This window comes from Kitasatospora sp. NPDC093806, from assembly GCF_040683335.1.
Taxonomy (GTDB): Bacteria; Actinomycetota; Actinomycetes; order Streptomycetales; family Streptomycetaceae; genus Kitasatospora.
The window spans coordinates 40,740-60,295 of the sequence record NZ_JBFBDO010000030.1; the positions used below are offsets into that span (position 1 = coordinate 40,740).

General features: G+C 75.1%; 16 protein-coding genes and 1 riboswitch. Of the genes, 8 read left to right on the top strand and 8 right to left on the bottom strand.

Annotation, left to right across the window (positions count from 1 at the left end):
* The first annotated feature begins 7 nt into the window (after nt 1–7).
* Complete coding sequence (locus AB0N76_RS17305; protein WP_363557907.1) at nt 8–772, top strand: VOC family protein; 765 nt, start codon at nt 8–10, stop codon at nt 770–772.
* On the opposite strand, the gene lnt is transcribed toward AB0N76_RS17305, so the two are convergent.
* A complete protein-coding gene (lnt, locus tag AB0N76_RS17310; RefSeq protein ID WP_363557909.1) occupies nt 748–2,403 on the bottom strand; it encodes an apolipoprotein N-acyltransferase in 1,656 nt (551 codons plus the stop codon). The two genes, AB0N76_RS17305 and lnt, sit on opposite strands and share 25 nt — an antisense overlap.
* Nucleotides 2,404–2,480: 77 nt before the next feature.
* Nucleotides 2,481–6,095 carry a cobaltochelatase subunit CobN gene (gene cobN, locus AB0N76_RS17315; protein WP_363557911.1) on the bottom strand — a complete coding sequence of 1,205 codons (3,615 nt, stop codon included), beginning with the start codon at nt 6,093–6,095 and terminating at the stop codon, nt 2,481–2,483.
* Between the two features lie 118 nt (nt 6,096–6,213).
* Nucleotides 6,214–6,314, bottom strand: a riboswitch (cobalamin riboswitch).
* Between the two features lie 248 nt (nt 6,315–6,562).
* Here cobN and AB0N76_RS17320 point away from each other — a divergent pair.
* The 5 genes from AB0N76_RS17320 to AB0N76_RS17340 all read left to right on the top strand — a co-directional run bounded on the left by AB0N76_RS17320 (nt 6,563) and on the right by AB0N76_RS17340 (nt 13,036).
* Nucleotides 6,563–7,837 (top strand): cobalamin biosynthesis protein CobG, encoded by a 1,275-nt coding sequence (locus tag AB0N76_RS17320; RefSeq protein ID WP_363557913.1) that lies wholly within the window; start codon nt 6,563–6,565, stop codon nt 7,835–7,837.
* Entirely contained in the window at nt 7,834–8,460 is a 627-nt protein-coding gene (locus tag AB0N76_RS17325) for a precorrin-8X methylmutase (protein ID WP_363557915.1), read from the top strand. Before AB0N76_RS17320 ends, AB0N76_RS17325 begins: the two co-directional genes overlap by 4 nt.
* Nucleotides 8,457–10,019, top strand: a complete 1,563-nt coding sequence (locus AB0N76_RS17330) for a precorrin-2 C(20)-methyltransferase (RefSeq protein WP_363557917.1) — start codon at nt 8,457–8,459, stop codon at nt 10,017–10,019. The genes AB0N76_RS17325 and AB0N76_RS17330 overlap by 4 nt, the downstream gene beginning before the upstream one ends.
* A gap of 164 nt (nt 10,020–10,183) precedes the next feature.
* Entirely contained in the window at nt 10,184–11,356 is a 1,173-nt protein-coding gene (locus tag AB0N76_RS17335; protein ID WP_363557919.1) for a cobalt-precorrin-5B (C(1))-methyltransferase, read from the top strand.
* A 150-nt stretch (nt 11,357–11,506) separates the two neighbouring features.
* On the top strand, nt 11,507–13,036 hold the full coding sequence (locus tag AB0N76_RS17340) for a UDP-N-acetylglucosamine 1-carboxyvinyltransferase (protein ID WP_363557921.1): 1,530 nt from the start codon (nt 11,507–11,509) through the stop codon (nt 13,034–13,036).
* A gap of 108 nt (nt 13,037–13,144) precedes the next feature.
* On the opposite strand, the gene AB0N76_RS17345 is transcribed toward AB0N76_RS17340, so the two are convergent.
* The 5 genes from AB0N76_RS17345 to AB0N76_RS17365 all read right to left on the bottom strand — a co-directional run bounded on the left by AB0N76_RS17345 (nt 13,145) and on the right by AB0N76_RS17365 (nt 17,033).
* A complete protein-coding gene (locus AB0N76_RS17345; RefSeq protein WP_363557923.1) occupies nt 13,145–13,675 on the bottom strand; it encodes a DinB family protein in 531 nt (176 codons plus the stop codon).
* Nucleotides 13,676–13,715: 40 nt separating this feature from the next.
* A complete protein-coding gene (locus AB0N76_RS17350) occupies nt 13,716–14,486 on the bottom strand; it encodes a cobalt-precorrin-6A reductase (RefSeq protein ID WP_363557925.1) in 771 nt (256 codons plus the stop codon).
* Nucleotides 14,486–15,247 carry a precorrin-4 C(11)-methyltransferase gene (gene cobM, locus AB0N76_RS17355; protein ID WP_363557927.1) on the bottom strand — a complete coding sequence of 254 codons (762 nt, stop codon included), beginning with the start codon at nt 15,245–15,247 and terminating at the stop codon, nt 14,486–14,488. Before cobM ends, AB0N76_RS17350 begins: the two co-directional genes overlap by 1 nt.
* A complete protein-coding gene (gene cbiE / locus AB0N76_RS17360; RefSeq protein ID WP_363557929.1) occupies nt 15,244–16,518 on the bottom strand; it encodes a precorrin-6y C5,15-methyltransferase (decarboxylating) subunit CbiE in 1,275 nt (424 codons plus the stop codon). The genes cobM and cbiE overlap by 4 nt, the downstream gene beginning before the upstream one ends.
* 92 nt (nt 16,519–16,610) lie before the next feature.
* Complete coding sequence (locus tag AB0N76_RS17365) at nt 16,611–17,033, bottom strand: gamma-glutamylcyclotransferase family protein (protein ID WP_363557931.1); 423 nt, start codon at nt 17,031–17,033, stop codon at nt 16,611–16,613.
* A gap of 328 nt (nt 17,034–17,361) precedes the next feature.
* Here AB0N76_RS17365 and AB0N76_RS17370 point away from each other — a divergent pair, with 328 nt between their 5' ends.
* Complete coding sequence (locus AB0N76_RS17370; RefSeq protein WP_363557959.1) at nt 17,362–18,240, top strand: EamA family transporter; 879 nt, start codon at nt 17,362–17,364, stop codon at nt 18,238–18,240.
* Here the strand turns inward: AB0N76_RS17370 and AB0N76_RS17375 are convergent.
* On the bottom strand, nt 18,215–18,802 hold the full coding sequence (locus tag AB0N76_RS17375; RefSeq protein WP_363557933.1) for a dihydrofolate reductase family protein: 588 nt from the start codon (nt 18,800–18,802) through the stop codon (nt 18,215–18,217). The genes AB0N76_RS17370 and AB0N76_RS17375 overlap by 26 nt on opposite strands.
* Before the next feature lie 113 nt (nt 18,803–18,915).
* Here AB0N76_RS17375 and AB0N76_RS17380 point away from each other — a divergent pair, with 113 nt between their 5' ends.
* Nucleotides 18,916–19,491: a TetR family transcriptional regulator gene (locus tag AB0N76_RS17380; RefSeq protein ID WP_363557935.1), complete on the top strand. Its 576-nt coding sequence runs from the start codon at nt 18,916–18,918 to the stop codon at nt 19,489–19,491.
* Nucleotides 19,492–19,556: the final 65 nt, after the last annotated feature.

Here is a 19,556-nt window from a genome sequence, read left to right on the forward strand (position 1 = left end):
GAAAGCGATGAAGCAGCAGCAGGTCACCACCAACGGCCCGTGCTGGGTCGAGCACGGCAGCGCCGACCCCGAGGCGGCCCAGCGGTTCTACGGCGAGCTGTTCGGCTGGCAGCCGGAGCCCGACGAGCACCCCGAGGCCGCCGGCTACGCCTTCATGCGGCTGGACGGCAAGGTGGCCGCCTCCGTCACCCCGCTCTACGGCGACGAGCAGCCCACCGCCTGGACCGTCTCCTTCCTGGTCACCGACGTGGACGCGTCCGCCGCCCGGCTCACCGGGGCGGGCGGCAGCCTGATCGTCGAGCCGACCGACGCGCTGGACTACGGCCGGTTCGCGATCGCCGCCGACCCGTCCGGCGCGGTGCTCGGCCTCTGGCAGGCGAGCCGGCTGGTCGGTGCCGAGGTGCTGAACGTGCCCGGCGCGCTCGGCTGGGTGGAACTGCTCACCCGCGACCCGGACGGCGCCCGCGCCTTCTACCCGGCGGTGTTCGGGTGGACGGTCGCCGCGTCCGAGCAGTACACCCAGTGGGGCCTGGCCGACGGCGACTTCGGCGGCATGCTGACCATGGGCGAGAACTTCCCGCCGCAGGTGCCGCCGCACTGGCTGCCGTACTTCTCGGTGGCCGACGTGGACGTGACGGCCTTCCGGGCCGGCAACCTCGGCGCGCAGACGCTGATGGCGCCCACCGACGTCCCGGACGGCCCGCGGATCGCCGTACTGCGCGACCCGGTGGGCGCGGCGTTCGGCATCTACCTGGCCGGCGCCGAGGGCTGACCCCGGCGGCGGCCGCGCAGACCGCCGACCACCACGACCCCCGCCGTCACCGCCACCGCCGCCAGCGGCACCACGTCCCCGACCCGGTCGTACCAGGTCAGCCCGGTCGACGCGGTCAGCGGCAGCCGGACGACCAGCGCGCCGGCGCCGTCCGTACCGAGCCGCGCCAGCTCCCGCCCCTGCGCGTCGAACGCGGCCGACACCCCGGTCAGCGAGCCCTGGACGGCCGGCCGCCCGGTCTCGGCGGCCCGGATCGCGGCCAGCGAGACGTGCTGTTCGGGCGCCCAGGTGCGCTGGAAGGTCGAGGTCGAGGACTGGTAGACGAGCATCCGGGCGCCCGCCCGCGCCGCCGTCCGCGACATGTCCGGGAACGCCGACTCGAAGCAGATCAGCGCCCCGACCGGCAGCGCCCGCCCGGACCGGTCGACGGCCGGCAGCAGGTGCTGGTCCGCGCCGGGCGCCCGGTTCTCGCCCGCCGCCCGGCTGACCCCGGCGACCCAGCCGAGCACCGGCCGCAGCGGGATGTACTCGCCGAACGGCACCAGCCGGATCTTGCGGTACCGGTCGACCACGCCGTCCGGGGCGATCAGCACCGCGTCCTTGGAGATCCGCCCGTCCGCCTTGCGCGCGTCCTCGCCGGCCAGCACCTCGGCGCCGGTCGCGGCGGCCAGTTCACGCAGCCGGCCGAGCACCGCCGGGTCGCGGTCGAGGTCGGCGGTGGTGCTGGACTCGCCCCAGACGACCAGGTCCACCGGCCGCCCTCCCGGCAGCTCTCCCTGAGGCTCGCCCTGCCGCTCGCCCGGCCGCTGGCCGGCGAGCGCGGCGGTGACCCGGGCACTCGCCTCGAACCGGGCCGCCGGCTCCGCGACGATCCCCGGCTGCACCAGCGCCACCGTCACCTCCCCGGCCGGCCCGGGCGCCGGCCGCAGCGCGAACAGCAGCGGCCCGGCCGCCAGCACCCCGACGGTGAGCAGCGCGGCCGCCACCCGGGGCCGCCACTCGACGGCGGTGAGCAGCACCAGCACCCCGGTGTTGACCGCCACCACGGCGGCGCTGACCAGCCAGATCCCGCCGGCCGAGGCCAGCGCGAGGACGGTCGGGTGCCGCCACTGGGTGGCGCCGAGCAGCGCCCACGGCCCGCCGAGGGCGTGCCAGGAGCGCGCGTACTCGGTGGTCAGCCAGACCGCCGCGACGACCACCGGCGCGAGCAGCGCCCGGCGGACGGTCAGCCGCGGGTGCAGCAGCCGCCACACCGCGAGCCCCACCCCGGCCTGGAGCGACCCGAACACCACCGCGAGCAGTGGCAGTCCGGGGCCGATCGACGGCAGCAGCCAGTACATGCCGGTGAGGATGAACCCGGCGCCGAACCACCACCCCCGCACCGCCGCCTCGCGCGCCGTCGGCGCCCGCCGCATCAGCAGCAGGCCGGGGACGAGCGCGACCCAGGCGAGCGCCGCCACCCCGGGGGCGGGGAAGGCGAGCACCGGCACCGCCCCGGCGGCCAGCGCCGCCAGCCGGGGCCGGTACCGGGCGGCCAGGGCGGTCACGGCGGCCGGGGCGGCACCCCGGCCGGGCCGCCCGGCGACGACCGGAGGACCGACGGGGTCGGTGAGCGGGGAAGGGCGCGACATGCCCCGTATTGTCCGCTCGGCGCGGCCCGCTCACCAGCCCCGTGATCACTCCGATGGAGTACCGGTCGGCAGGAGGTTCAGCCCTCCTCGCCCTCCAGGTCGCCCTCGGTCTCCAGGAACGCGGCCTGCAGCTGCTCGATCAGCTCCGGGTCCGGCTGCTCCCACAGTCCGCGGCTCGCCGCCTCCAGCAGCCGCTCGCTGATCCCGTGCAGCGCCCACGGGTTGGCGCCCGCCAGGAACTCCCGGTTGACCGGGTCGAGCACGTACTCCTGGGTGAGCTTCTCGTACATCCAGTCGGCGACCACACCGGTCGTGGCGTCGTACCCGAACAGGTAGTCGACGGTGGCGGCCATCTCGAAGGCGCCCTTGTAGCCGTGCCGGCGCATGGCCTCGATCCAGCGCGGGTTGACCACCCGGGCGCGGAAGACCCGGGCCGCCTCCTCGGTCAGGGTGCGGGTGCGGACCGTCTCCGGGCGGGTCGAGTCGCCGATGTAGGCGGTCGGCGCCTTGCCGGTGAGCGCCCGCACGGTGGCCACCATGCCGCCGTGGTACTGGAAGTAGTCGTCCGAGTCGGCGATGTCGTGCTCGCGGGTGTCGGTGTTCTTCGCGGCGACGGTGATCCGCTTGTACGCGGTCTCCATCTCCTCGCGGGCCGGCCGCCCGTCCAGCCCACGCCCGTACGCGTAGCCGCCCCACACCGTGTACACCTCGGCGAGGTCGGCGTCGGTGCGCCAGTCGCGGCTGTCGATCAGCTGGAGCAGGCCCGCGCCGTAGGTGCCCGGGCGGGAGCCGAAGACGCGGACGGTGGCCTTGCGCTCGTCGCCGTGCACCGCGAGGTCGGCCTGGACGTGGGCCCGGACGAAGTTCTGCTCGTCGGCCTCCTCCTGGGCGGCGGCCAGCCGGACGGCGTCGTCGAGCAGCGCGACCACGTGCGGGAAGGCGTCCCGGAAGAAGCCGGAGATGCGCAGCGTGACGTCGATCCGCGGGCGGCCCAGCTCCTCCAGGCCGATCGCCTCCAGGCCGGTGACCCGGCGCGAGGCGTCGTCCCAGACCGGCCGGACGCCGAGCAGCGCGAAGGCCTCGGCGATGTCGTCGCCGGCGGTGCGCATCGCGCTGGTGCCCCAGAGCGACAGGCCCACCGACGGCGGGTAGGCGCCGTCGTTGTCGGCCCGGTAGCGCTCGACCAGCGAGGCGGCGAGCGCCTGCCCGGTCTCCCAGGCGAGCTTGCTGGGCACCGCCTTCGGGTCGACGGAGTAGAAGTTGCGGCCGGTCGGCAGCACGTTGACCAGCCCGCGCAGCGGCGAGCCGGACGGGCCGGCCGGGACGAAGCCGCCGCGCAGCGCGTGCAGCACGGCGTCCAGCTCGCCGGTGGTCGCGGCCAGCCGCGGCACCACCTGGAGGGCGGCGAAGTCCAGCACCTCGCGGACCGCGTCCGGGTGCCCGGCGGCGACCTTCTCGACCGCCTCGGGCGCCCAGTCGGCCGCCTCCATCGCCTCGACCAGCTCGCGCGCCTTGGCCTCGGCGGCGTCGGTGGCGCCCAGGCTCAGCGCGGCCTCGTCCAGGCCGAGCGCCTCGCGCAGGCCGGGCAGCGCGCTGACGCCGCCCCAGATCTGCCGGGCGCGCAGGATGGCGAGCACGATGTTGACCCGGTCGGTGCCGGCCGGCGCCTGGCCGAGGACGTGCAGGCCGTCGCGGATCTGGGCGTCCTTGATCTCGCAGAGCCAGCCGTCGACGTGCAGCAGGAAGTCGTCGAAGCCGTCGTCCTCGGGGCGCTCGTCCAGGCCGAGGTCGTGGTCGAGCTTGGCGGCCTGGATCAGCGTCCAGATCTGGGCGCGGATCGCGGGCAGCTTGGCCGGGTCCATCGCGGCGATGTTGGAGTGCTCGTCGAGCAGCTGCTCCAGGCGCGCGATGTCGCCGTAGGAGTCGGCGCGGGCCATCGGCGGCACCAGGTGGTCGACCAGGGTGGCGTGGGCGCGGCGCTTGGCCTGGGTGCCCTCGCCCGGGTCGTTGACCAGGAACGGGTAGATCAGCGGCAGGTCGCCGAGGACGGCGTCCGGGCCGCACTCGGCGGACAGCGCGGCGGTCTTGCCGGGCAGCCACTCCAGGTTGCCGTGCTTGCCGAGGTGGATCACCGCGTGGGCGCCGAAGCCGTTGTCGGCCTCGGCGGCGGCGATCCAGCGGTAGGCGGCCAGGTAGTGGTGGGACGGCGGCAGGTCCGGGTCGTGGTAGATCGCGACCGGGTTCTCGCCGAAGCCGCGCGGCGGCTGGATGAGCACCAGCAGGTTGCCGGACCGGATCGCGGCGAGCACGATGTCGCCGTCCGGGTTCTGCGAGCGGTCGACGTACAGCTCGCCGGGGGCCGGGCCCCAGTGCTCCTCGACCTGGGCGCGCAGCGCCTCGGGCAGGGTGGCGTACCAGCGGCGGTAGTCGGTGGCCGGGATGCGGACGGGGTTGCGGGCCAGCTGCTCCTCGGTGAGCCAGTCCTGGTCGTAGCCGCCGGCCGCGATCAGGGCGTGGATCAGGGCGTCGCCCTCGTGGCCGTCCTCGGTGTCGACGTCCAGACCCGGCAGGTCGGTCCCGAGGTCCATGCCCTCCGCGCGCAGGGCGGCCAGCAGCCGCATCGCGCTGGCCGGGGTGTCCAGGCCGACGGCGTTGCCGACCCGGGCGTGCTTGGTCGGGTACGCGGACAGCACCAGCGCGAGCCGGCGCTCGGCGGCCGGGATGTGCCGCAGCCGGGCGTGCGCGACGGCGACCCCGGCGACCCGGGTGGCGCGCTCCTCGTCGGCGGCGTAGACGGTGAGGCCGTCCTCGTCCAGCTCCTTGAAGGAGAACGGGACGGTGATCAGCCGGCCGTCGAACTCGGGCACGGCGATCTGGGTGGCGGTGTCCAGCGGGGACAGGCCGTCGTCGCTGGCCTCCCACTGGGCGCGCGACCAGGTCAGGCAGAGCGCCTGCAGGATCGGGCGGTCCAGGGCGGCCAGCGCGCCCGCGTCCCAGGCCTCCTCGTCGCCGCCGGCCTGGGCGTCGGCCGGGCGGGTGCCGCCGGCCGCGAGCACGGTGGTGACCAGCGCGTCGGCCTCGCCGAGGGCGGCCAGCAGCTCGGGCTCGGCACCGCGCAGCGAGGCGCAGTAGTAGGCGCGGGCCCGGGCGCCCTGGTCCTCGATCGCCCGGCAGAGGGTCTCCACGAAGGCGGTGTTGCCGCTCATGTGGTGGGCGCGGTAGTAGAGCACGGCGACGGTCGGGCCGCTGTCGGTGCGGGCGGTGCGCTCCAGCGGGCCCCAGGCCGGGGCGGAGGCGGGCGGGGCGAAGCCGTGGCCGGTGAGCAGCACGGTGTCGGAGAGGAAGGAGCCCAGCTCGGCGAGGTTGGCGGCGCCGCCGTGCGCGAGGTAGGCGTGGGCCTCGGCGGCGATGCCGGCCGGGACGGTGGACAGCTCCATCAGCTGGGCGTCGGGGGCCTGTTCGCCGGTCAGCACGACCACCGGGCGGGGGCCGGCGAGCAGCGCGTCCAGGCCCTCCTGCCAGGCGCGGCGGCCGCCGAGCAGGCGGACCACGACCAGGTCGGTGCCCTCGACCAGGGCGGGCAGGTCCTCGGGCGCGAGCCGGGCCGGGTTGCCGAGCCGGTAGCGCACCGGGCCCTCGGAGGCGCGGGCGCTGAGCAGGTCGGTGTCGGACGTGGACAGCAGCAGAATCATGCGAAGGCCCTCCCGGCCTTGAGACGAGTCATGGCGGGTACGGGCACAGGCATGCGACAGCGCATGGCTTTTCAAGCCTTCCTCGGGGTCCGCGCCCCGGGCCGGTGGAGGACGGCAGGAGTTCCTGGCTCCCGCGGCTCCCCGGCGTCGCGCTGGACGGCGCTCCGGTGAACCACGGTCACAGTGGCGGGACCGCACCGGGCTCGCACCGGCTTCCTCCCCTGCGCCGTCGCTGGCGTGTGGGCGGCCCGCGAGGACCGCCCGGCAGCATCGTACGGGGTGGGGCTGAGCTGGGGGAGTGCCGCCGGGACTGTGGCCGAAGCACGCGGTGCGTGCGACCGGGAGTGCGGCCGTGGTGTGAGCGGGAGCGCGGCCGTGGGGTGAGGGGGAGCGGGACCGGCAGTGTGGCAGGGAGTGTGACCGGGAGTACGGCGGCAACCGATCGGATCATCGGTATGCTCGCCGCCATGCCACCGACACCCGACGCCACCGCACCGGGCGCCGCCGCGCCCGACCGGGGCCGAGCGGACGTCTGCCCGGGGGCCCTTCGTCTGCACACCGCCGCCGACGGCGGCCTCGCGCGGGTCCGGCTGCCCGGCGGACTGCTGACGGAGGAGCAGGCGCTGGCGCTCGCCGACGCCGCGCTGGCGCTGGGCGACGGCAACCTGGAGATCACCTCGCGCGGCAACGTCCAACTGCGCGGCCTCGCTTCGGACTGCGGCGCCGAACTCGCCGCGCGGCTGCGGGCCGCCGGGCTGCTGCCCTCCGACACCCACGAGCGGGTGCGCAACATCGTCGCCTCGCCCGGCCTCACCACCGACCGCGCGGACGGCCGCGCCGACGTGCACGCCTGGGCGCGCGAGCTGGACGCGAAGCTCTGCGCGAGCCCGTGGGCGGCCGGTCTGTCCGGCAAGTTCCTGTTCGTCCTGGACGACGGCAGCGGCGACGTCGCCGCGCTGAACGCCGATGTGACATTGATCGCAGGTCCGGACGGCTCCGCGCTGGTCCGGCTGGCCCGGTCGGCCACCGGGGAACCGGTGTCCGCCGCGCGGGCCGTGGACGCGGCGCTGGCGGTGGCCCGGGACTTCCTGGCGGTGCTGCGCGCGACCGGCCGGGAGGCGTGGCACCTGCGGGAGGTGCCCGACCTGCTGCCGGTGGGCTCGGTGGCGCTGCCCGCGTTCACCGGCGCGCCGCCGGTGCTGGGCGCGCTGTCCGGCGGCCTGTCGGTCGCCCCGCGCTTCGGCTCGGCCTCCGCCGCGCAGTGGCGCGCGCTGGTCGACGCGGCCGAGGGCGAGCTGCGGCTCACCCCCTGGCGCGGCGCGGTGCTGCCCGGCGCGGCCGCCGAGCGGCTCGCCGACCTGGCGGCTGCCGGTTTCCGGACGGCGCCCGGCGCGGCCTGGGAACGGGCCACCGCCTGCACCGGGCTGCCGGGCTGCGCGAAGTCCCTGGCCGACGTCCGGGCGGACGCGACCCGCGCGCTCGACGCCGCCGAAGCGCTTGACGCGGCCGGGGCGCTCGACGTGGCCGGTGCGGGGGCCATCCCCGTGCACTGGTCCGGCTGTGAACGGCGCTGCGGCCATCCCACCGGCCGGTGGGTGGACGTGCTCGCCACCGGGCAGGGCTACCGGGTGACGCCGCGCACCCCGGAATCGACCGGGGCGGCAGCGGACCCGGCCGCAGTGGAAGTGACGAACGAGGAGACGGCCGAGGCGGTCGCCGAGGCCAGGAGGACCACCAAGTGATCGAGTACGAGAAGGACGGCGCGTCCATCTACCGCCAGTCCTTTGCCACCATCCGGGCCGAGGCCGAACTGGCCCCGCTGCCCGCGGACGTCGCCCAGGTCGCGGTGCGGATGATCCACGCCTGCGGCATGGTCGACCTGGTCGAGGACCTGGTGTACTCGCCCGGTGTGGTCGCCTCCGCCCGTGCCGCCCTGCAGGCCGGCGCGCCGATCCTGTGCGACGTCAACATGGTCGCCAGCGGCGTCACCCGCAAGCGGCTGCCCGCCGACAACGAGGTGATCTGCACGCTCACCGATCCGTCGGTGCCCGAGCTGGCCCGGGCGATGGGCAACACCCGCAGCGCCGCCGCGATGGAGCTGTGGCTGCCCCGTCTGGAGGGCGCGGTGGTCGCCGTCGGCAACGCCCCGACCTCGCTGTTCCGGCTGCTGGAGCTGATCGAGGCCGGCGCCCCGCGCCCGGCCGCGGTGATCGGCGTGCCGGTCGGCTTCATCGGCGCGGCCGAGTCCAAGGAGGCCCTGGCCGCCCACCCGGCCGGCCTGGAGCACCTGGTCGTCCGCGGCCGGCGCGGTGGCAGCGCGATGGCCGCCGCCGCGATCAACGCGATTGCGAGCGAAGAAGAGTGACGGACCGTCAGAACGAGACCAGCGGCACCGGCGGCACCGACGGCGGCACCGGCGACGGCGCCACCGGCCGGCTCTACGGGGTCGGCCTCGGCCCCGGCGACCCGTCCCTGGTGACCGTCCGGGCCGCCGAACTCATCGGCAAGGCCGACGTGGTGGCCTACCACAGCGCGCGGCACGGCCGGTCGATCGCCCGGTCCATCGCCGAACGCTATCTGACGGGTGGTCAGGTCGAGGAGAAGCTGGTCTACCCGATCACCGTCGAGACCACCGACCACCCCGGCGGCTACCGGGGCGCGCTGGACGACTTCTACGAGGAGGCCGCCGAGCGGCTGGCCGCCCACCTGGAGGCCGGCCGCGACGTCGTGGTGCTCGCCGAGGGGGACCCGTTCTTCTACGGCTCCTACCAGCACATGCACAAGCGCCTGGCGCACCGCTACCCGACCGAGGTGGTCCCCGGCGTCACCTCGGTGAGCGCCGCCGCCGCCCGGCTCGGACAGCCGCTGACCGAGGCCGAGGAGACGCTCACCGTCATCCCCGGCACGCTGCCCGAGGAGGAGCTGACCGCGCGCCTGGCCGCCGCCGACTCCGCCGTCGTCATGAAGCTCGGCCGGACCTTCCCGACCGTCCGCCGCGCCCTGGAGCGGGCGGGCCGGCTGGCCGACGCCCAGTACGTCGAGCGGGCGTTCATGGAGGGCGAGCGGACGGCGCCGCTGGCCTCGGTCGAGGCCGAGACCGTCCCGTACTTCTCGGTGGCCGTGCTGCCCAGCAAGGTCGCCCCGCTGGAGCCCGCCGCCCCCGACCTGAGCGGTCCGGGCAGCGTGACCGTGATCGGCACCGGCCCGGCCGGTCCGCTCTGGCTCACCCCCGAGGCGCGCGGCGCCCTCGCCAACGCCACCGACCTGGTCGGCTACACCACCTACCTGGACCGGGTGCCGGTCCGGCCGGGCCAGGTGCGGCACGGCTCCGACAACAAGGTGGAGTCCGAGCGCGCCGAGTTCGCCCTCGACCTGGCCCGCCGCGGCCACCGGGTCGCGGTGGTCTCCTCCGGTGACCCGGGCGTCTTCGCGATGGCCACCGCCGTCCTGGAGGTCGCCTGCGAGGAGTCCTACCGGGAGGTCCCGGTGCGGATCGTCCCCGGGATGACCGCCGCGCACGCGGCCGCCTCCCGGGCCGGCGCCCCGCTCGGCCACGACTACGCGGTGGTCTCGCTCTCCGACCGCCTCAAGCCCTGGGAGGTCGTCGCCAAGCGCCTGCGCGCCGCGGCCGAGGCCGACCTGGTGCTCGCCCTCTACAACCCCGGCTCGCAGTCCCGCACCACCCAGGTCGGCCGCGCCAAGGACCTGCTGCTGGAGTGCCGGGCCCCGGAGACCCCGGTCGTGATGGCGCGCGACGTCGGCGGCCCCACCGAGCGGGTCCGCACCGTCCGCCTCGCCGACCTCGACCCCACCGAGGTCGACATGCGGACCATCCTGCTGATCGGCTCCTCCCAGACCCAGCACGTCTCCCGTGCCCCGCACCCGGACGTGACCTGGACCCCCCGCCGGTACCCGGAGGCCTGACGCCCCCGTCTCCCACCGGCCGGGCGGGCCGGGCCCCCGAGTGGGTCCGGACCCGCCCGGCAGGGGACGATGGGGTGTCGGGCCCGGCCGGCCGGGGACCATGGGGTGCCGGACGGCGGTGAAGGGCCCGGCTGCGGGATCCGGTGCGAGGGAACGGTGCGGTGATGGGTGAGGTCGGTGGGCGGGCCGGGCAGCTGAAGAGCAGCGGGCTGCGGCACGGCTGGACGACCGGGGCGTGTGCGACGGCGGCGACCAAGGCCGCGTACACGGCGCTGCTGTCGGGCGACTTCCCGGACCCGGTGGAGATCACGCTGCCGAAGGGGCAGCGGCCGGCCTTCGCACTGGCGGCGGAGGCGCTCACCGATGAGACGGCGCCCGCCGATGCGGGGACGCTCACCGCCGAGGGGGCGGGCGCCGGGCGGCGGGCGATGGCGGGCGTGGTCAAGGACGCCGGCGACGACCCCGACGTGACGCACGGCGCGCTGATCCGCTCCACGGTGTGGGCGGGGGAGCCGGGCAGCGGTGTGGTGTTCCGGGCCGGGCCGGGCGTCGGGACGGTCACCAAGGCCGGGCTGCCGCTGCCGGTCGGCGAGCCGGCCGTCAACCCGGTGCCCCGGCAGATGATCCGGGACGCGGTCGCCGAGGTGGCGGCGGAGTTCGGCGGCGCCGGGGACGTGGTGGTGGAGATCTCCGTCGACCACGGCGAGGAGATCGCCCGGTCCACCTGGAACCCGCGGCTGGGCATCCTCGGCGGGCTCTCCATCCTCGGCACCACCGGGATCGTCGTCCCCTACTCCTGCTCCGCGTGGATCGACTCGATCCGGCGCGGGGTGGACGTGGCGCGGGCCGCCGGGCGCACGCACGTGGCCGGCTGCACGGGCTCGACCTCCGAGAAGGTGGCGGTCGCCGTGCACGGACTGCCCGAGGACGCGCTGCTCGACATGGGCGACTTCGCGGGCGCCGTGCTCAAGTACCTCAAGCGTCACCCGGTGCCGCGGCTGACCATCGCCGGCGGCTTCGCCAAGCTGTCCAAGCTCGCCGCCGGCCACCTCGACCTGCACTCGGCGCGCTCCCAGGTGGACAAGGGGTACCTGGCCGGGCTGGCCGAGGCGGGCGGCGCGGACGGGGAACTGACGGCGGCGGTGGCGTCCGCCAACACCGCGCTGGAGGCGATCCAGCTCTGCCGGGCGGCCGGTGTGCCGCTGGGCGACCTGGTCGCCGAGGCGGCCCGGGCGACCGCGCTCGGGGTGCTGACCGGTTCGCCGGTCGCGGTGGACGTCATCTGCATCGACCGGGCCGGGACGATCGTCGGGCGGGCGGAGCCGCTGGGGCCGTAGCCCTGCCGCTCCTTTCGTCTCAGGCGTGTCATAGGAAGTTCGCCATGATGTGAAGATCTGACGCTCATACGGGGTGAGAAACGGACAAAAGTGGCGCCACGCCCAGGGGGGATTCTGTCGCTATCTCAGCCATGAGATATGGTCTGCCGGGTGACAGGCGACTACCTCACCCGTATCGGCACCCTCATCCGCACCGCGCGTCAGCACCGTGGTTGGTCCCAGGCCCAGCTCGGCGAGGCCCTCGGCACCAGCCAGAGCGCGGTCAACCGCATCGAGCAGGGCAAGCAGAACGTCAGCCTTGAGATGATCGCCCGCATCGGCGAAGCGCTCGACAGCGAGATCGTCTCCCTCGGTTACGCCGGCCCGATGCACCTGCGGGTCGCCGGCGGCACCCGTCTCTCCGGCGCGATCGACGTCCGCAGCAGCAAGAACGCCTGCGTCGCCATCCTCTGCGCCTCGCTGCTGACCACCGGCCGCACCACCCTGCGCAGCGTCGCCCGCATCGAGGAGGTCTACCGCATCCTCGAAGTGCTCACCAGCATCGGCGTCAAGAGCCGCTGGACCAACGACGGCCGCGACCTCGAACTCACCCCGCCCGCCGAGCTCGACCTCGCCGGCATGGACGTCGAGGCCGCCCGCCGCACCCGCAGCGTGCTGATGTTCCTCGGCCCGCTGATGCACCGCGCCGACACCTTCGCCATCCCCTACGCCGGCGGCTGCGACCTCGGCACCCGCACCGTCCAGCCGCACCTCACCGCGCTGCGCCGGTTCGGCCTGGAGGTCGCCACCACCGGCGGCGCCTACCACGCCTCCGTCCAGCCCGGCACCCCGATGGACCGTCCGATCGTGCTGACCGAGCGCGGGGACACCGTCACCGAGAACGCCCTGCTCGCCGCCGCCCGGCACGACGGCGTCAGCGTCATCCGCAACGCCTCGCCCAACTACATGGTCCAGGACCTCTGCTTCTTCCTGGAGAAGCTGGGCGTCCGGATCGAGGGCGTCGGCACCACCACCCTCACCGTGCACGGCGTCCCCGAGATCACCTGCGACGTCGACTACACCCCCGCCGAGGACCCGGTGGAGGCGATGAGCCTGCTCGCCGCCGCCGTCGTCACCTCCTCCGAGCTGACCATCCGCCGGGTGCCGATCGAGTTCCTGGAGATCGAGCTCGCCGTCCTGGAGGGCATGGGCCTCGACTACGACCGCACCCCCGAGTACCCGGCCCACAACGGCCGCACCCGGCTGGTCGACCTCACCGTGCGCCCCTCCAAGCTGACCGCGCCGATCGACACCATCCACCCGATGCCGTTCCCCGGCATCAACATCGACAACGTGCCGTTCTTCGCCGCCATCGCCGCGGCCGCCCACGGCACCACGATGATCCACGACTGGGTGTACGACAACCGCGCCATCTACCTCACCGAACTCACCCGCCTCGGCGCGGACATCAAGCTGCTCGACCCGCACCGCGTCCTGGTCCAGGGCCCGACCCGCTGGCGCGCCGCCGAGATGGTCTGCCCGCCGGCCCTGCGCCCCGCCGTTGTCATCCTCCTCGCGATGCTCGCGGCCAAGGGCACCTCGGTGCTGCGCAACGTCTACGTGATCAACCGCGGTTACGAGGACCTCGCCGAGCGCCTCAACTCCATCGGGGCCCAGATCGAGACCTTCCGCGACATCTGATCCCCGTCGCCGGTCCATCCGTCGCCTGTCCACCCGCCGCCTGTCCGCCTGCTGCCCGGCCCCGGAACTCCGGTGCCGGGCAGCGGCGTTGGCGGTGGCGTTCTGGCGTCACTCGCCGGTGCGGCCGTCGAGGTGTTCGCGCAGGAGGTCGGCGTGGCCGTTGTGGCGGGCGTACTCCTCGATCATGTGGGTGAGGATCCAGCGCAGCGACCAGCTCTCCTCGGCGCCGTTCTCCCGGTGGTGCCCGAGGACGTCCAGCGACTCGGCGGCGGCGACGAGCTCCCGGGCGTGGTCGCACTCGCGGCGCCAGACCGCGAAGGCCTCCTCGGGGTCGGCCTCGTCGACGTCGAACTCGGCGAAGCTGCCGTCCGGGTGCTTCCAGAAGCCGCGCCGGGCCTCGGCGTTGAGGACGTTGCGGAACCAGCCGCGCTCGACCTCGGCCAGGTGACGGGTGAGGCCGAGCAGGGAGAGGTCGGAGGGGAGCAGCGGGCGGGCGCGGAGCTGCTCGGTGGTCAGCCCGGCGCACTTCATCGCGAAGGTGTCGCGCTGGAAGTCCAGGAAGGAGACCAGGGTGGCGCGTTCGTCGGCGGCGGGCAGGGTCGGGGTACGGGCGGCGTCGGCGAGGTCGTAGGCGTCCATCCGGCCATGGTGACAGGAGGGGCGCTCCCCGGTCCCGGGGTTATCGAGGGGTGAGACCGCGAGCGGCGAGCCAGGCCAGGGCGGCCGGGACGGTCTCCGCGACCGGGACGCCGGCCGGCAGCGGCGGGCGCGTCACCACCACCACGGGCAGGCCCAGTTCCCGGGCGGCGGTGAGCTTGGGCGCGGTGGCCGCGCCGCCGCTGTCCTTGGTGACCACGACGTCGATCCGGTGCTCGCGCAGCACCGCCCGCTCGCCGTCCAGGGTGAACGGGCCGCGGTCGAGCAGGACGTCGAGCGAGGCGGGCAGCGGCGGCTCGGGCGGGTCGACGGAGCGGGCCACGAAGTGCAGGCCGTCGAGGTGGGCGAAGGCGGCGATGCCCTGCCGGCCGCTGGTCAGCAGGACCCTCCGGCCGAGGGCGGGGAGCAACGCGGCGGCGTCGGCGAGGGAGGCGACGGGGTGCCAGTCGTCGCCCGGGACCGGGGCCCAGCCGGGGCGGCGCAGCGCGAGCAGCGGCACGCCGGTGGCCGCGGCGGCCGCGGCGGCGTTGCCGGACATGACGGCGGCGAACGGGTGGGTGGCGTCGACCACCGCGGCCACCCGCTCGGCGCGCAGCCAGGCGGCGAGGCCGTCCGGGCCGCCGAAGCCGCCGATCCGGACCTCGCCGGCGGGCAGCCGCGGTTCGGCGACCCGGCCGGCGAGCGAGCTGGTGGCCCGCAGGCCGGCCACCTCGGCGAGCGCGGCGGCCAGCGCCCGGGCCTCGGTCGTCCCGCCGAGGACCAGGACGTGCGGGTCGCCCGGAGCGTGCGCCATCAGGCGCCGCAGGGCTCGTGCGGGCGCTCGCGGTCCGCGGAGTAGAGGTGGCTGTCGCGGAACTGCTCGGCGGCCAGCGTCCGGCCGACGATGATCACCGCGGTGCGGACCACGCCGGCCGCCTTGACCTGCCCGGCGATGTCGCCGACGGTGCCGCGCAGCACCAGTTCGTCCGGCCGGCTGGCCATCGCGACCACGGCGGCGGGGCAGTCGGCGCCGTAGTGCGGCAGCAGCTGCTCGACCACGTCGTCCACGTACCCGGCGGCCAGGTGCAGGACGAGCAGGGCGCCGCTGCGGCCGAGGGTGGCGAGGTCCTCGCCCTCGGGCATGGGGGTGGCGCGCTTGGCGATCCGGGTGAGGATGACGGTCTGGCCGACGGTCGGGACGGTCAGTTCGCGCTTGAGCGCGGCCGCGGCGGCGGCGAAGGCCGGGACGCCGGGCACCACCTCGTACGGGACGCCGGCCGCGTCGAGCCGGCGCATCTGCTCGGCGACGGCGCTGAACACGGACGGGTCGCCGGAGTGCAGCCGGGCGACGTCCTGGCCGGCGGCGTGGGCGCGGACGAACTCCTCGACGATCTGGTCGAGGGTGAGGTTGGCGGTGTCGACCAGCCGGGCGCCGGGCGGGCACTCGTCCAGCAGTTCGCGCGGCACCAGGCTGCCGGCGTAGAGGCAGACCTCGGCGCGGGCCAGGAGCCGCTGGCCGCGCAGGGTGATCAGGTCGGCGGCGCCGGGGCCGGCTCCGATGAAGTGGACGGTCACGAGGCGTTCTCCTGGAGGGTGGGGGTGGCCGGCTCAAGGGTGGCGGGCTCGGTGGGCGGCTTGACGGCGGACCACTGGGTGACCGGCATGGCCTGGCGCCAGCCGGTGAAGCCGCCGACCGGCACGGCGTGCGCGACGGCGAGCCGCAGCAGTTCGCCGCCGTGCCGCCGGTAGCGGTCGGTGAGCAGCGCCTCGGACTCCAACGTCACGGTGTTGGCGACCAGTCGGCCGCCCGGGGCCAGCGCGGCCCAGCAGGTGTCCAGCAGGCCGGGCACGGTGAGTCCGCCGCCGATGAACACCGCGTCCGGGGTGGGCAGTCCGGCGAGCGCGGCGGGCGCCGGGCCGGTGACCACGCGCAGCCGGGGGACGCCGAGCGCGGCGGCGTTGCGGGCGATCCGCTCGGCGCGCACCGGGTCGCGCTCGACGGTGACGGCCCGGTTGTCGCGGTGGGCGCGCAGCCACTCGATCGCGATCGAGCCGGAGCCGCCGCCGACGTCCCAGAGCAGTTCGCCGGGGACGGGCGCCAGGGTGGCCAGGGTGGCGGCGCGGACGTGCCGCTTGGTCAGCTGGCCGTCGCTCTCGTAGGCGGCGTCGGGCAGGCCGGGGACGACGGGGACCCGGGGGCCGGCGGTGTCGAGCTCGATCGCGATGACGTTCAGCGGGTCGCCGGACGGGTGCGGCCAGCCGTCGGCGGGGCCGTCCAGGCGGCGTTCGCCGGGGCCGCCGAGCTGTTCGAGGACGTGCAGCCGGGCGGCGCCGTGGCCGCTCGCGGTGAGCAGCGCGGCGACGGCGGCCGGGGTGGCGGCGTCGGCGCTGAGGACGAGCAGCCGTCGGCCGGGGTTGAGGGCGAGGCGCAGGGTGTCCAGGGGGCGGCCGACCAGGCTGACCACCTCGGTGGACTCCAGCGGCCAGCCGAGCCGGGCGCAGGCGTACGCGACGGAGGAGGGGTGCGGCAGGACGCGCAGCCGGTCGGGGCCGGCGGTCTCGGCGAGGGTGCGGCCGATGCCGAAGAACATCGGGTCGCCGCTGGCGAGCACCACGAGCCGGCGGCCGGCGTGCCGGGCGAGCAGGCCGGGGACGGCGGGGCGCAGCGGGGACGGCCACGGCACGCGTTCGGCGGTCACCTCGTCGGCGGGCAGCAGGTCGAGCTGGCGGGGGCCGCCGATGACGGCCTCGGCGGTGCGCAGCGCGGCCCGCGCGGTGCCGGCGAGGCCGGGCCAGCCGTCGGCCCCGATCCCGACGACGGTGATCGGGGGTGGCTGCTGGGGCACCGGTGGGCTCCTCGGGGGTGGGCGCGGGGGCGGGCGTGGGCCTGGTCCGGGGCAGCCTACCTGGCGGTATTCGGCGGTCGGCGGGCCGGGCCTCAGCACGGCCGTCGCCGCCAGTCGCCGGAGGCGATGAGCGCCGGGTGCGCGCGCAGCCGGGCGGCCACGGCCGGCCCGGCCAGGTAGACCCAGGCCTCGGCGGGCTCGCCGTCGGCGGTGCGGACGGTCAGCCGTTCGCGGACGTACTCGCCGCTGCCGTCGGTCCGGCAGTCCTCCAGCCGGTCCAGGGCCGCGAGCGCCGCCGGGTAGGCGCCGGGGCGGACGGTGACCAGCTCGCCGACGATCCGCCGCCCGGGCTCGGCGTCCGGCACCGCGTACGGGAACCCGGGGCCGTCGTGCAGCGCCGCGCCGTCGAGCACCGCCGTCCGGACCTCGGCGCACCGGCCGGCGAGGAAGACGGCGTGGTTGCGTTCACCGGTGCGCAGGGTGCCGTAGACGAAGAAGGGGAGGCGGGTGGGCACGGGGCTCCTCCAGGGACGCGACTGACGACTGACAGCTGACGGATTCCAGCTGACGGCTGACAACTGACAACTGACGGATGACAGATATCAGCTGACAGATTTCAGATGTCGTCAGTTGTCAGCTGTCGATTGTCAGCTCGCCTGGTGATACCCACTGGCGCGCGGGGCGGCCGATGCGGTGTCATGTCCGATGAACCGCCAGTACCGTCCGAGGGGAACGCCCGTGACAGCTCCTGCCGATGCCTCAGCCTCCACCCCCAGTCGAACTCCCGCCCGCACCCCGTCCCACGGCTCCGCCCCCACCCCCTCCGGTCGGCTCGGCGTGGGGGTGTGGGTGGCGCTCGGCCTGGTGTATGTCGTCTGGGGCTCGACCTACCTGGCGATCCGGATCGCGCTGGAGACGATGCCGTCCTTCCTCTCCGCCGCCGCGCGCTTCCTGAGTGCCGGTCTACTGCTCGTCGGCTTCGTCGCGCTCCGCTACGGCCGGGACGGACTCCGCGTCGACATACGGCAGTTGGGCTCCTCCGTACTGGTCGGCGTGCTGCTGCTGACCGGCGGGAACGGCCTCGTGGTGCTCGCCGAGAACTCCATCCCCTCCGGCCTGGCCGCCCTGCTGGTGGCCGCCGTGCCGCTCTGGATGGTGCTGCTGACGGCGTTCGGCGGCGACCGTCCGAAGCCCGTGGAACTGGCCGGGGTGCTGCTCGGGCTGGTCGGACTGGCGGTGCTGTCGGCCCCCGCGATCGGCGGCGACATCGCGCCGGCCGGCGTGGTCGCCGTCATCTGCGGCACGCTCACCTGGGCGTTCGGCTCGTTCGCCGCGAAGCGGATCCGGATGCCCGGCAACGTCTTCGCCGCGAGCGCCTACCAGATGCTCGCCGGCGGCCTCGGCAACGCGCTGATCGGACTGGCGCGCGGCGAGGAGCGCGGGTTCCACCTCGGCGACGTCTCCACCCGGTCCTGGGTGGCGCTCGGCTGTCTGGTGGTGTTCGGCTCGCTGGTCGCCTTCACCGCGTACGCGTGGCTGCTGCGGTCCGCGCCGCTGACCCTGGTCGCCACCTACGCCTACGTCAACCCGGTGGTGGCCGTGCTGCTCGGCTGGCTGGTGCTGGCCGAGCCGCTGACCGGCCCCACCCTGCTGGGTGGGGCGATCGTGGTCGTGGGCGTCTGCCTGGTGGTGAGCGTCAGCCGGTCGTCTTCGCGTAAGTGAGTACGACGGCCCCGTTGTCGAAGACCCGGGAGTCGGTCAGCGCGAAGCTGTGCAGGGCGAAGCCGGCGCGGAACAGCGGGATGCCGGAGCCGGTCGCCAGCGGGTACTGCTTGAGGACCAACTCGTCGATCTCCGGGAGCAGTTGACCGGCCAGTTCACCGCCGCCGCAGAGCCAGATGCCGAGCCCGTCCTCCTGCTTGAGCTCGCGGACCCGGGTCAGCGGGTCGGCGGCGGTGACCTCCACCCCGGGGTCGGGGCTCCGGCCGAGGCTGCGCGAGAAGACGACCTGACGCAGGTGGCCGTACGGGCTGGTGAGGCCCGCGGCCAGGCCCGGTTCGTAGCTGGCGCGGCCCATCAGGACGGTGTCGAAGCGCTGGTTCGGCGCCTCCGCCAGACCCATCGCGGCCCGGGCCGGGGTGGGCAGGGTCTCCGGGAACGCGTTGCACATGTACGGCAGGAACTCGCCGTCCAGGTAGTTGTCGATGAAGAAGCCGTACTCGCCGTCCGGGGCGGCGATGAAGCCGTCGAGGGTGGCGCCGACGTAGTAGGTGAGCTTTCGCATTCACTTCCTTGGTGGTGTGGTGCCGCGGTGGACTTCGGCCGCCGCGTGAACGACTACAGTTATAGTACTTCGCCTGTAGTGGTTGCAAGAGTTTTCCTGAAGGAGCTTCAGCGATGGCCCAGAACCCCGCCCGCCGCGCGGCACTCACCGACGCCGCCATCGACGTACTCGCCGACCAGGGCGCGCGCGGACTCACCTTCCGCGCCGTGGACGTGCGCGCGGGCGTCCCGACCGGCACCGCGTCCAACTACTTCGCCAACCGGGACGACCTGTTCGACCAGACCGCCCGGCACATCCACCACCGGCTCACCCCCGACCCGGCCGTCCTCGCCGAGTTGCTGCGCGCCCCGCGCGACCGGGCCCTGGTCACCGCCCTCGTGCACGACCTCATGCGCCGCATCGCCACCGACCGGGCCGGCTACCTCGCCATGCTCGAACTCCGGCTGGAGGCCACCCGCCGCCCCGAGCTGCGTGCCCAGCTCACCATCACCGTGCGCGAGGAGCTGGAGGCCAACATCGCCTACCACCTGGGCGAGGGCCTCCCCGGCGACCGGGAGACCGTCGTCGTCCTCTACCTCGCGATGACCGGCCTCATCCTCGAACACCTCACCCTGCCCGAGGTGTTGGGCGCGGACGCCGTCGCCGGGCTGATCGACACCGTCGTCGGGCGGATCGTCCCCGAGGTGTGACGTCCGCGCGGTGCGACGTCCCCGAGGCGTGACGTCCCTGAGGCGTGACGTCCGCGGCGGTGCGC